This window comes from Methylomonas sp. DH-1, from assembly GCF_046097555.1.
Taxonomy (GTDB): Bacteria; Pseudomonadota; Gammaproteobacteria; order Methylococcales; family Methylomonadaceae; genus Methylomonas; species Methylomonas koyamae.
In genome coordinates this window covers 4,689,463-4,702,023 of the sequence record NZ_CP143089.1, presented here as the reverse complement: position 1 = coordinate 4,702,023, position 12,561 = coordinate 4,689,463, and the positions used below count along the sequence as shown (strand labels likewise).

At 55.9% G+C, this 12,561-nt stretch carries 10 protein-coding genes; 1 reads left to right on the top strand and 9 read right to left on the bottom strand.

Annotated features, from left to right (window positions below):
* The first annotated feature begins 25 nt into the window (after positions 1-25).
* Positions 26-409: a TonB-dependent receptor domain-containing protein gene (locus tag VXJ35_RS21460; RefSeq protein WP_064023121.1), complete on the top strand. Its 384-nt coding sequence runs from the start codon at positions 26-28 to the stop codon at positions 407-409.
* Positions 410-666: 257 nt separating this feature from the next.
* Here the strand turns inward: VXJ35_RS21460 and VXJ35_RS21455 are convergent, their stop codons facing one another.
* From VXJ35_RS21455 to VXJ35_RS21415, 9 genes are all read right to left on the bottom strand, one after another.
* Positions 667-1,875, bottom strand: coding sequence for a PepSY domain-containing protein (locus VXJ35_RS21455; protein WP_064023120.1), 1,209 nt, complete (start codon positions 1,873-1,875; stop codon positions 667-669).
* A gap of 187 nt (positions 1,876-2,062) precedes the next feature.
* Entirely contained in the window at positions 2,063-3,028 is a 966-nt protein-coding gene (locus VXJ35_RS21450; protein WP_064023119.1) for a FecR family protein, read from the bottom strand.
* A 59-nt stretch (positions 3,029-3,087) separates the two neighbouring features.
* Complete coding sequence (locus VXJ35_RS21445) at positions 3,088-3,621, bottom strand: RNA polymerase sigma factor (RefSeq protein ID WP_231914804.1); 534 nt, start codon at positions 3,619-3,621, stop codon at positions 3,088-3,090.
* 127 nt (positions 3,622-3,748) lie between these two features.
* Positions 3,749-4,972, bottom strand: a complete 1,224-nt coding sequence (locus tag VXJ35_RS21440; RefSeq protein ID WP_064023117.1) for a PepSY domain-containing protein — start codon at positions 4,970-4,972, stop codon at positions 3,749-3,751.
* 315 nt (positions 4,973-5,287) lie between these two features.
* A complete protein-coding gene (locus VXJ35_RS21435; RefSeq protein ID WP_064023116.1) occupies positions 5,288-7,723 on the bottom strand; it encodes a TonB-dependent receptor in 2,436 nt (811 codons plus the stop codon).
* Between the two features lie 254 nt (positions 7,724-7,977).
* Positions 7,978-8,106: a hypothetical protein gene (locus VXJ35_RS21430; protein WP_269454918.1), complete on the bottom strand. Its 129-nt coding sequence runs from the start codon at positions 8,104-8,106 to the stop codon at positions 7,978-7,980.
* Positions 8,099-8,605, bottom strand: coding sequence for an RNA polymerase sigma factor (locus VXJ35_RS21425; protein WP_064023115.1), 507 nt, complete (start codon positions 8,603-8,605; stop codon positions 8,099-8,101). Before VXJ35_RS21425 ends, VXJ35_RS21430 begins: the two co-directional genes overlap by 8 nt.
* Before the next feature lie 99 nt (positions 8,606-8,704).
* On the bottom strand, positions 8,705-9,931 hold the full coding sequence (locus tag VXJ35_RS21420; RefSeq protein ID WP_064023114.1) for a PepSY domain-containing protein: 1,227 nt from the start codon (positions 9,929-9,931) through the stop codon (positions 8,705-8,707).
* A gap of 89 nt (positions 9,932-10,020) precedes the next feature.
* On the bottom strand, positions 10,021-12,450 hold the full coding sequence (locus tag VXJ35_RS21415; protein WP_064023113.1) for a TonB-dependent receptor: 2,430 nt from the start codon (positions 12,448-12,450) through the stop codon (positions 10,021-10,023).
* Positions 12,451-12,561: the final 111 nt, after the last annotated feature.

Here is a 12,561-nt window from a genome sequence, read left to right as displayed (position 1 = left end):
GGGCGCAATTTTTAGAGGTTCCCATATGTCGTTTGCCAAAACGATCGCCGACGAAACCGATCCGGCCGTGGTGGGTAAACGTTTGAACAATGCCCCCAAGCATAACGGTAGCCTGTGGACCACTTACCAATTTCAGCAAGGCGATTTACGCGGTTTGAAGTTTGGCGTCGGCATGCAAGCGGTCAGCCAGCGGGAAATCGGCTTTTACGAAACGGCACAGGCACCGGGCTATGCGATCATGAATCTGATGGCCAGCAAGGACTGGAAGGTGGGACAAACCAAAGTGACAGCCCAACTCAACATCGATAACTTGCTGGATAAAACGTATAACGCCTCGATTTACAGTTATGGGCCGACTTATTACGGTAACCCGCGTACCTTCATGGGGGCGATCAACATCGAATATTAGCCTTGGAACAGCTAGGCCATATGGATAACGGCCTAGTTTTTGCCTGCTCTCTAACTACTCATACCCATCGGTCGGTCGTACAAGACAAGGCTTCACCTTGGACTTCGACTGACCCTGGCGAAAGCAAGAGCCGGGTTTATAGACAGTGCAGTTAAGTGCGGCCGGCCTCCCTCCCTGTATTTCAAAGAAGGCCATGAAAACCGAATCGATCAACTTAACTGGATTGGGTTTATTGAGTGGCTGCCACATCGGCGGGATCAGTCAGCCTTGGCCAACCTAGCCCGTCGCTTTTTCAACCAAATCACGACGCCGGTTACCGCCAGCATGACGATGGCCAGGCCGAGCATGCAGACCAAAATCCGGTACGGCATGCCGAACACGTTGGCGGTGTGTAGCGCGGCCAGCCAACTGGACACGGTGTTGCCGGCATATTGGCCGCTGGGGAACAGCAGCAATTTCTGCGCGCCGGTCGTAGCATCCAGCACCAATCTGGTATCGCCGCCTTTGTCCTGAATGTCGGCACCGCTGCGGGCGACGTAAACGTAAAACCCTTTTTCGGCGTTGTATCGGAACGACACCGGCTTTTCGATTGACACGCCGTGTGCGCGGGCGGCCTGTTCCATCTGTTCGTTGGCAATGCGGTAGGCGTCGCGCCAAGCGATGGCCGGATTTTCCAGCGGTTTATCCAGATCCGGAAAATCCAGCCACGGTTCGTGGTATTCGCCGACCAGCGTCCGCGTCACCGGCGCATAGACGCTGTCGCTCAGGTTCATGTAAACGCTGGACCAGGCGAACACCAACAGCAACAGCCACAACCACAGACCGCCGGCGCGGTGCAGATCGAAATTGATCCGATAGGCGGAGCCGCGCCATTTGATCTTCCAGGCCGGGGCCCAACGCGGCCAAAACGGCTTGGCCGGCGTTGCTGCGGCAGGGCGCCGGCTCGGCGGCAGCGTCAGGTAACAGCCGACGAAGCTGTCCAGCGTCCACACCAGGGCGGTAATGCCCAGGATCCAGCCGCCGATTTCGCCCAGCGCCAAGGCGTAATGCAAGCGGTAAACGAACGGCAGCAAATTGGTCAGGCCCTGGCCGATATCGCCCCACTTGCGCCGTCCCAGTTCGTCGCCGTTGTAGGGGTTCAACAGCAATTGGTCGAAATCCAACTCGTAAGGTTTGCCGTCCAGCGGATTGGTCTTCGGCGCGACCCAGACTTCGACGGCGTCGTCGCTCAGGCTCACCGATTGGAAACGGGCGTTGGGCGCCAACGCTTCCACCCGTTCCAGGATGCTCGGCAAACCCATGCGCGGCCGGTTGCCGGCCGGCGCCGAGAATGCTGGATTAAGCCAGCTATCCAGCTCGTGGTAAAAAGCCAGCAAACTGCCGGTCAGGCCGACGATGACCAGAAAAACCGTCATCGCTAACCCGGCGTAACGGTGTACAACCACCCAGAAGGGGCGCAAGTTCATGGGATTCTCCTTGATTCCGAAAAAGGTTTATATCCGGTAAGACGTATGAGCGCGGCAATTCCCTACATCGGCGCCAAAATCGCTGGGTTGGGCGGGAGCGGTCGGCCGAAATTGGCCCGGCGCTTAGGGGACGAAGCCTGCCTTTTCAGGCCAGGCAGCGAGGATTCGGCAAAGTCGGATGCCGCGGTCAGCCCTGCGCGTTTTTGCCGATCAAAACTAGCCAGGGCGTGAGCCGGGTTACCCGGATTGGCAAGGTTTGCTGCAGCGACTCCAAGGCTTTGTCGGTATCGCGGATGTCGAAACGGCCGCTGATTTTCAAGTCGCGTAGCGGTGCGCCGTGTATGAGCAGGGTTCCTCGGCGGTAACGGCCGAGTTCGGCCACGACCTCGCTCAGCGGCGCGTTTTCGAACGCCGCGTAGCCCTTGAGCCAGGCCGTGCCGCCGGCGGCCGGACTGTGCCGGATATCGCCGCTGCGGCGGGCGGCAACGGTGATGCTGTCGCCGGCTTGCAATAAAGCCGGTTCGGCTTCCGGCCGGGCGACGGCTACCTGGCCGCTGACCACGCTGACGCTGGCGTCGGCGCTGTCTTCCCTGACCGCGAAACGGGTGCCCAACACCCGCACCGTACTGTAGCGGCCGCTGACTTGAAACGGCCGCTGCGGCTCGCGTTGCACGTCGAAAAAGGCTTCGCCCTGGCGCAATTCGACCCGACGCAAACCGTCGTTCAAGTCGACGCTGATCGCGCTGGCGGAATTTAGAGTGACTTCGCTGCCGTCGCCCAGCCTGAAGCTTTTGATCTCGCCGACGCCTGTGCAGTAATCGGCTCGCCAACAATCCAGCGTCGGCCGGTAGCCGGCGATCAGCAGCGTCAGGCAGGCCGCGGCAGCCAGAGCCGGAACCGGGCGGCGAACGCGCAGCCGTGGGCTGGGCGGCGCAGTTAATTCCGCGGCGGCCAAGGCCCGGCCGAATTCGGCGTCGCCCCAAAACGCCGCCGTTTGCGCATAAGCCCGGCGGTGGGCCGGATCGGCCCGGTACCAGCGTTGAAACTCGTCGCGCTCGGCCGGCGTCGCCGTTTCGGCGCGCAAACGCACGAACCAGGCCATGGCCTGCTCGGCGGCGGCGTCGGATACGGAAACGGGCGGATGCTGGGTCATGGCCGGATTATATAGCGGCGGCAGGGAATATCGAGCGGGCGGCCGGAGCCGGCCGAGCCTCAGCTATCACGGTAAGGGCGGTTGAAATGGACGCCCAGGCGCCGGCGGCAATGCGCCAAGCCTTTGATGATGTGCTTTTCCACGGCGCTTTCGGAAATATCCAACAGCTTGGCGATGTCGCGGTAGCTGCTGCCGTGTAATTTGTGCAGGATAAAAGCATCCCGGCAGCGGGGCGGTAGTTCGGCAATGGTTTGATGCAACAGCGCCCGCCATTGTTGGGCCGACAGTTGCTCCGCCGCATCGGGAAACGGCTCGGCTTCGTGGGTAGCCCAGGCGGTCCGGTGCGCGTCCACGATTTTGTTATGCCGCAAATGGTCCAGAGCCAAGTTGCCGGCGATGCGGTACAAAAAACCGCGCGGATGCTCTATCGCGCCGACGGCGGCGCTGCGGCTCAGAATAACGTAACTTTCCTGCAGCAGGTCCTGAGCGGCATCCGGGCATTGCACCAGCCGTTGCAAATGGTGCAGCAACTCGCTGCGGTACCGCCGGTACAGGGCACTGATGTCCAGACTCATGGTTAATGGAATTGGCATTTGGGATTGGCGGAACACTCAGCCAGTTTTATGCCATAGAGAAATGCCCGCGTTATCAGTTGGTTGGCGTAGGCGGGGCGGCGGGAAGTGGGTGATATCGCCTAGCCGACCGGTCAAATGACGCAGTTTATTTTGCCGCGCGGCGGCCACCCCGCCGTTTTTGCAGCCAACGAATAACCCCGGTTGCGAACAGGACCGGGCAGGCCAGGCCGGTAATACACACCATAATCCGTCCGGCCATGCCGAAGGCCTGGCCGGAATGCAGCGGCCATTGCCAATGGGTGAAGATTTCGCCGGCCGTCGCGGTCGGCAAACTCGGATCGTCCAAGTCCAAAATCTTGCCGCTGTAGCGGTCTATCACCGTGCAACGGCGTTGCAGGATACTGCCGGGCGCATCGACGCCGTCCTGGCAAACCGTATAGGTTTTAGTGGGTTCGTTGGCGCCGTAAATCCAGTGCGGACGGCCCGTTGGGTATTGTTTGAAGGCAATCGCCACCGCCTCGTCCATGCCGATGGCCGGGGCGTTTGGCGCCGGCGGCGTGGACTGAAACCAGTAGCGGTAAGTCACCGGCGAGAACAGCTCCAGCACCGGCACCACGTTGTGCGGCAGCACCATGTAAATCCCGGAAAACAATACCGGCACCATCACCAACGCGGTGTAGAAGCCGCTGGTTTTATGCAGGTCGTAATTGAAGCGCACCTTGCCGGCCCCGGCCTTGAAAACCAGCGCCTGGAGCCATTTTCCGGTCAGCGGCCACCAGACGATCAGGCCGGTCAAAGTCGAGATAATCAATAGAGCGCCGGACACGCCGACCACCACCGTACTGATGTCGTTGGGCAGTAGTAAGGCGTAATGCAATTCAAACATTAAATCGATAAACGTGTAGGGCAGCCATTCGTCGGAACGGCCCTGCAACTGTTTGCCAGTGACTTTCGCGGTGTAAGGATCGACGCCTACCTCCCAGCGTTCCACCGCGCCGCTGGCATCGGCCACCGCGAAGCGCAGTTTGAAGGCCGCATACTCGTTGCGCGGATAGGTGGCGAAGTTATGCTTGGCGTTTGCCGGCATAGCTTGCTTGCCGGCCGCGAAAATTTCCGCCAGGGGCCGATAGCTTGCCTGAGCCGGCGCCTGCACGACCAGCATATTGGGATGCAGCCATTCGTCGATTTCCGGATAAAACACCAGGATGCTGCCGGTGATCCCGTAAATCGACAGCAGCAGGCCCAGCGTCAGGCCCAGCCAGAGATGTACGGTCAGCCAGCGTTGGCGGCGGAATTTTAAACGGGAAAGGCTAGGATTTTGCAGTTCTTTTCGAACCGCCGAAGCAGGTTGATAGAGATTGGTACTCATGCTTGTAGCCCGAAAAAAACCTTGAAAATTAGAAAATAAAGTTGTCCAAGCCAATCGCAACTTTGCCCGGAAAGCCCATTGTTGAATAAGACGTTCCGGCACCGAAAAATCCCATACCGGCTTGGTTGGCCGGACGGAGTTTTAATCAATGCCGTTAAGGCAAAAGCCGTAGAGCGTAAGGGAGACGATAGGAACCTCAACCTACGCGGGCTAGACTTTTCGGCTTTGGATTGGTAACCCAAGGCCGATCCGTGAAACGTGATCGGATGAATTCGAAGCCTTCATGCCTTCGAATACGCTTCGTTATTCGGAGCGTCAAAATTCCACCTTAATCGAACCCATGAAATTGCGCGGCGCGCCCGGCTGAGTCAAATAGCCGTTGAATGCCGATGTTTCGTAGATCGTCTTATCCAACAGATTATTGATGTTCAACTGCGCGGTCACTTTGGAGTTGCCTATCTCCCAGGAATAGCCGAGCAAAGCATCGACTCTGACGTAGCCCGGCATTTGCCAATTATTCAAATTATTACCTTGCCGCTCGCCAACCAAATACGCGCCGGCACCAACATTCAGGCCGCGTAAAGCGGGGTCTTGAAACGAGTATTTCGCCCAGAAGCTTCCCGAATTCGCCGGCACGTTCCATAGCTTGCGGCCTTGATTGCCGCTGTTATCCTGTGTGATGACCGCATCGGTATAGGCATAGGTCGCAATCAAATTCAGGCCGTCGGTAATCTGGCCCGATACGTCTACTTCTATGCCGCGGCTGCGAGCTTCGCCGGTTTGCACGGAAAACCGGGTATTTACCGGGTCCGGCGTCGCGATGTTTTGTTTGGTCAATTCGTAAAAGGCAACGGTGGTCATCAACCGCTTATCGAACCATTCGGTTTTGAATCCAACCTCGTGCTGCTGAGCGGTTTCGGCATCCAGTGGTTTTCCGGTTGACGCCAACGCGCTGTTCGCCCCGCCCAGTGATTCGACGTAATTTCCATACAGCGACAGCCAGGGCCAGGGTTGATAGACCACGCCCACGCGCGGACTGAATGCCTCGTTCTTGACTTCAGTCTCACTGTTTCTGGCGGCTTCAATGGAACTCGAGGCTGCGCCGCTGCTGCGCGTCGCCCAATCGTAACGTCCACCGCCCATGATATGCAACTTGTCGAACAGAGTGATTTGATCCTGAAAGTAAGCGCCGTACCAATATTGCTCCAACGTGCTGAAATTATTGAATCCCTGGCTGGCAGCGGATGGAACTTGGCCGTAGACCGGATTAAATATATCGACGACCGGCCTAAGGCTGGCCGGCGCGGGGGCACCGAAGAAACCCTGGGCTTCGAAATCTTCCCAAAAGTAATCGAATCCCGCCAACACCCGGTGCTCAGTGCCTAACAGCTTGAATTTGCCGGTGAGATCAATATTGGTCGCGACGGTATCGGTAATATCGATCGGCCTATCTGTCACATTCCGTACCGCGGTGCGATTGTTGGCGGGATTGACCCGACCAGGAAAAAATGAAGAATTGTTGATTTGGTAATCCAGCTTGTAGTAGTGAAAGCGATGCTGGATTTTCCAATCATCGTTGAATTGATGCGACCAATCGAACCCGATCAAAAACTTGTCGAATACCGATTTTTCGTTATCCGAGCCAAAACCGTAGTAGCGGCTGATCGGTACGTTGGCTGGACGATTGCCCTGCACGGGCAAGCCGGTGTAACTGGTGCGCTCGTCGTAGAGATATTCCAGATTCAAATTGACCTCGGTACGGTCGCTGGGCTTCCATGTAACGGAAGGCGCGAAAAACACCCGTTCCTGATCCATTTTGTCGATAAAAAACTCATTGTTTTGATAAGCCAAATTGACTCTGTACAACAAGGAATGGTCCTGGTTGATCGGCCCGGTCGCGTCCGCCGTGGTACGGAACATATCGTAGGAGCCAAACTGCTGTTCCAATGCGTAATAAGGGGTATCCAGCGGCTTTTTGGTGACAATGTTGATTAAGCCGCCGGGTTCGATTCGACCATACGCCGCCGCGGCCGGACCTTTAAGAGCTTCCAAGCGTTCCAGATCGGCCACCTCTTGCACGGCGCGCCGGATGCGCAACCCATTACGATAAACCGTGGTGGTGCCGTCGGTCTGAAAACCGCGCAGTTGAAAGCCTTCGTACATCGGGTCGGTCGCCCAATTTATTCCGCTGACATTTTTCAGCGCATCCTTGATTCGAATTGCCTGTTGGTCTTTCAAGATTTGTTTGGGGATGACCTGTATCGACATTGGCGTGTCCATGATGGGCGTGTCGGTTTTTGTCGCGGCACTGGCGTTGGGCAGGCGATAGTCGGAGTTATAGGGATCGTTGGGATCGGACTCCGTTTTGCCCAATACCGTCACGCTAGGTAAGGTAGCTGTGCCAGCTGCCGATTGCGGTGCGACGACTGCCGCCTTTTCCAAGGTCACGGTATTGCCGTTGCTGAACCGGTAATTCAGGCCGGAGCCCCGTAGCATTTTCTGCAAGGCTTGTTCGGGGCTGTAAACGCCTTTTAGTTCAGGGGCGGTGATGCGTTCGGCGATGTCGCCTTCGTACAGCACTTGCAAGCCGGTTGCTGCGGAAAAACGGGTCAGCGCCGAGGAAAGTGCTTGGGACGGGATGTCGAAATTTTGCGTGGCCGGATCGGCGGCAACCGTGACGGCGGGCGCCAACAAGCCGGCGGCGGCCAAGGCGAAGAAATGGCTGCGGCGGGCCGGTGCGGGGTGTTTCATTCGTCAATCTCCTTTGTCAATGAATGGTGTTATCGACAAAGACGACGCGAGTTTGTGTTTACCCTTAGCGGCGATAGAAAAATTTTTTTCACTTTCGATGGGTGTGCGTAATTCATCACTCAAACCCACCACCGATTCTGACTTGAAATGTGCCGATGGCTACTAGTGTTTCTTATCAGTTGTAAAGCTCGGATTCGGCTTAGGGTTTCGCCAAAATTAACTTCCCGATTTACGAAAGTCTTGTAGGGGCGAATTCATTCGCCCAAGGCGATTGAAATCGCCCCTACAATCGATTCAGAGAAGTTGCGTAGGGTATGCTCCACATACCATTTTCGATGTTTTCCGAGGCCGGCGGCATTTTGGGACGGATTATCATCAGCCATCGCCCAATCCGGTTTCAACCAGCCATTTTCCGGTCCGGCTTAACAGGTATTCGACGTGGCGTTCCGAGACCTGCAACTCGGCGGCGATCTGCCGATGCGTCCTGCCGTGCAGACGATGGAGATACAGGGTCTGGCGATGGGTAGGCGGCAAGCCGCGAAGCCAGATTTCCACCGCTTGCCATTGCTGCCAGCCTTGCACGCAGTGTTCAGGTGGCGGGCTTGGGCAGGGCCATTCGTCATCCAGCTCTCCGCCGTCCCACGTTTGGCGGCGGGATTGGCCGCGCAGGTAATCCAGCGCCAGATTGCCGGCCACCCGGTACAGAAATGCCCGGCTGTTGGCGATTTGCCGTTGGGCCGGATAGTCGGCGATGTGTAGAAAAGTGTCGTGCAGCAAGTCGTTGGCCGTATCGGCACAATTCACGCGGCGCACCAGGAATTGCCGCAACTCGGGCTGATGGCGTAAAAAGGCGGCGGTTAGCGGCGGATGGTTCGAGGTCATGGTCGAAAATCGATAGTGTTAGATGCGTAGGGTATGCACCGCATACCACTCGATGGTTCCCGAAGAATCAAACGACAAATAAAGGTACGCGGTGCGTACCTAGTTGGCTTTAGCGCGTTTGGCCCGCCGTTTTTGCATCCAACGAATTACCCCCGTTACATACAATATCGGGCAAGCCAAGCCGGAGAAAAACACCAACATCCGCCCCACCCAACCGAAAGCGTAACCGCTATGCAACGGCCATTGCCAATCCAGGAATATATCGCCGCTACTGCCGACACTTTTATCGTAAACCTTGACTATCTCGCCGCTGTATTGGTCGACGGCGACATCGCGATAACCGATAAAGCGGCTTAACTCGGTCACGTCCTTCTGCATGACCTTATAGACGCCTTCAGGGCTTTTCGGGCCGTCGAGCATCCATAAGCGACCTGTGGGATAGCGTTCTTGCACAATGGCTTCCACGGTTGACAAACTTAACGCCTGTTGTCCGGCTTGCGGCGGTTTGCTGCGAATTTCTGCCGGAATACTGTTAAACGCAGTCGGACGGTTGACCGGCGAGAACAATCCGACCAGCACATTGACCCGCTCGGGCAGGTTAAAATAGACGCCGGAAAACAATACCGGCAGCAGCACGATAGCCGAATAAAAGCCGAATGTTTTATGCAGGTCGAAGTTAAAGCGCACGGCACTGGCATTGCGCTTAAAGATTAAAGCCTGTCTGAATTTTCCGGTCAACGGCCACCAGAGTATCAATCCTGTCAATACGGAAATGATGGAAATCGCGGCCAAAATACCGTTAATGTCGGCACCGGTTCTGCCTTGCAGCAGGCACCAGTGCAATTGCATGATGAAGCCGACGATAGGCCGCCCCCAATATCGATCCTTAAGATAATACAGTTGTGTGCCGTTGACCTTTGCCGTGTAAGGGTCAACAAAAATGTAATAGCCGTCGCCGTTTTTCGCTTGTTTGTCATCCCGGACAAAATACAACAGCTTGTAGGCGATATCGGGCTTGCGGGGGTAATAGACTTTGAAAAAACGGCTTCCCAGCGGCTTGACGGCTTCCGCCGCGGCAACCATCTCATCCAAGGAATGCAGCTTTTTTCTATCCTCAACCGGCGTGGAAACGATAGCCAGTTCCGGGTTTAAAATCTCCTGCAATTCCACAAAGAATACCGCAAAGCTGCCTGTCAATCCGACTACGGCCAATACCGCGCCGGCAATCAGGCCGAGATACAAATGCACATCCAGCCACAGTTTGCGGCGGGCTTTAAGTTTGGCCAGATGAGTATCGGCTTTCGCTATCGCCATCGAGCTAAGCATTGAAAATCCTCACAAGATTGTTGCCTGATTTGTTTCGTTCAGGTGAGTGCCGACCGTGCGGAGCGTAGGTTGACATTCCGTCTCGTTGTTCAATATTCCACCCGAATCGCCCCCATGAAGGTGCGCGGGGCTCCGAAAAATATTTGATTTCCGTCATTGGATGCCGCGAAATACTGCTTATCCAACAGATTATCAGCGTTAATTTGGGCAGTTAATTTCGCCGAATTGATCGACATGGAATAGCTCGCCATCAGATTTAGCGTGGCATAGCCGGGCAGTTGGTAAGTATTGGCGGTATCGCCTTGCCGTTGGCCGACCGCGGTGACGCCGGCTCCGAGTTTGAGCCCCTGCAAATCTCCGGTCTGGAATTCGTAGGTATTCCACAAGCTGCCGAAATGACGCGGGTCGAGTACCAGCCGTTTACCGGTATTGCCAATACCCCCATCTGCGGCGACATCTTTGGTGATCTTGGCGAACGGCAGGTACGAATAAGCCCCGATAATTCTCCAACCCGGCAAAACTTCGCCCGATAGGTCGAATTCCAGGCCGCGGCTTTCGGCTTCGCCGGCCGTTTTGGGCACCAAGGGATTCAGAGGATCGAATACGGGCACGTTCTGTTTGGTCAAGTCGAAATACGCCAAGGTCGCCGATAAACGTCCGTCCCAAAACTCGGTTTTTACCCCGGTTTCCCATTGCTGTGCCGTTTCCGGTGGCAGAATGACTCCGTCCGTTCTGAACTGGCTATTCGACTGGCTGAAGTTCTCCGTGTAACTACCGTATAGCGATAACCAGTTCAGCGGGCGCCAGAGTACACCGCCGCGCGGACTAACGCGGTCGTCGTCGGAAACGGTGCGGCCTAGCAGATTGTTATCGACTGTTGCGCTGTCGTAGCGAAGTCCTCCCAAAACGTGGACGTTGAGCGGCAGTTCGATCTGGTCCTGAAGAAAAAGGCCGTACCAAGCGGTGGTTTTGTCGCCAAAAGTGGGGGTGGGTAGCGACGGCAGGGGACTATGGACAGGATTGTAGATGTTGATAGCCGGAGCAGCGACGCCAATTTGAGTAATCAGGTCGTCGGCGCGAAAATAATCGCCGCCGAGAAGTAAGGTATGTTTGAGCCCGAATGTCTCGAACTTTCCGGTGAGGTCTATGTTGTTGAAATAGCGCTGTGATGGGAAGTTGTCGACAAAAAAGCGGCGGTTGATTGTGCCGTTCGCGGCGACATTGCCTAGAAAGAACAAGCCGGTATGCTGGTTTTCGAAATTTTCGTAACTGAAACGATGACGCAAGGTCCAATTATCATTGAATTCATGCGACCAATTCATGCTGGCCAGCATGAATTCCTTGCTGCGTTTTGTATAAGGCTCCGATAAATTACGCTCGCGCGGTAACGGTGCCGGACGGTTGCCTATATTGGGAATGCCAGGTTCCAGAGAATAGTCATCCTTTAAATATTCAAATTCGAAAGTGACTTGCGTGCGAGGATCGATATTCCAGCGTAGCACGGGTGCCACAAACACGCGCTCGTCCCCAACGAATTCCCGAAACGATTTCGAATCCTGATAAGCCAGGTTGAAGCGGTACAGCAGGCTGCCGTCATCGGTAATCGGACCGGTCGCATCGAGCGTGGTGCGATAAAAATCGAAAGAGCCGAATTGCTGCTGCAGCGAGTAATAAGGAGTCGCCAACGGCTGTTTGGTCACAACATTCATAATGCCGCCCGGTTCCGCTCGTCCGTAGAGAATTGAGCCCGGACCTTTCAGCACTTCGACTCTTTCCAGATTCGCCGTTTCTCGGCGATTCATGCCAATTCTCTGTCCTAATGCCGGAGATAAAACACCGTTTCGATACACCGTGTTATTTCTAAAGCCGCGAATGATAAATTCGTCGCTACGGCTTTGATCGCCTCCCGGCATTACGCCGCTGACGTTCTTTAATGCGTCTTTCAAACGAACGGCCTGTTGATCCTGTAAAACTTGTTTCGGCACGATTTGGACCGAAAACGGTGTCTCCATAATCGGCGTATCGGTTTTGGTAGCCGTATTGGCATTGGGTAGGCGGTAGTCTTCGTTGTAAGGGTCTGTCGAATCGTAAACCGCCTTCCCAACCACCGTCACCGCCGGCATTGCCGTCGTGCCGGATTGGGGTTGCGGCTGCGCAATTTTCAAGGTCACCGTTTTGTCGCTGGCAATGGCATGGGTAAGGCCGGAACCCGCCAGCAGTTTCCTGAAGCCTTCCTCGACGGTGTAATCGCCGTCCAGCCCGGCGCTGGTTTTGCCTTCGGTCAGTCTGGCTTCGGCGACGAACAGCAAGCCGGATGCGGTGGCAAACTGGCGTAGTACCTGGCTCAACGAACCGCCGCCGATGTGATAGCTATGTTTAACGCTCAGCGTGTCGGCATCGCTTTCCGCGTAAGGGGCTGCGGAAACGGTCAGTGCGGACAGCAGCAGCATGCCTTTTACGGCTTGCTGCAAGCGCGACGATTGAAAGCCGGGGCGGCAACGGCGTTTGGTGGGTGACATCGGTTCTATCTCCTTGAAAATGATTGTTGTCACTACCTATGTCAATCGAAATCGCAAAAGCGGAACCGCGATATGAAAAAATCTTTAAAAGACCGCACGCGCAGGTTTTTT

Coding starts and splice junctions, on each gene's coding strand:
- VXJ35_RS21460 (WP_064023121.1), top strand. CDS start 26: ATGTCGTTTGCCAAAACGATCGCCGACGAAACCGATCCGGCCGTGGTG.
- VXJ35_RS21455 (WP_064023120.1), bottom strand. CDS start 1,875: ATGAACTTGCGCCCCTTCTGGGTGGTTGTACACCGTTACGCCGGGTTA.
- VXJ35_RS21450 (WP_064023119.1), bottom strand. CDS start 3,028: ATGACCCAGCATCCGCCCGTTTCCGTATCCGACGCCGCCGCCGAGCAG.
- VXJ35_RS21445 (WP_231914804.1), bottom strand. CDS start 3,621: ATGCCAATTCCATTAACCATGAGTCTGGACATCAGTGCCCTGTACCGG.
- VXJ35_RS21440 (WP_064023117.1), bottom strand. CDS start 4,972: ATGAGTACCAATCTCTATCAACCTGCTTCGGCGGTTCGAAAAGAACTG.
- VXJ35_RS21435 (WP_064023116.1), bottom strand. CDS start 7,723: ATGAAACACCCCGCACCGGCCCGCCGCAGCCATTTCTTCGCCTTGGCC.
- VXJ35_RS21430 (WP_269454918.1), bottom strand. CDS start 8,106: ATGGCTGATGATAATCCGTCCCAAAATGCCGCCGGCCTCGGAAAACAT.
- VXJ35_RS21425 (WP_064023115.1), bottom strand. CDS start 8,605: ATGACCTCGAACCATCCGCCGCTAACCGCCGCCTTTTTACGCCATCAG.
- VXJ35_RS21420 (WP_064023114.1), bottom strand. CDS start 9,931: ATGCTTAGCTCGATGGCGATAGCGAAAGCCGATACTCATCTGGCCAAA.
- VXJ35_RS21415 (WP_064023113.1), bottom strand. CDS start 12,450: ATGTCACCCACCAAACGCCGTTGCCGCCCCGGCTTTCAATCGTCGCGC.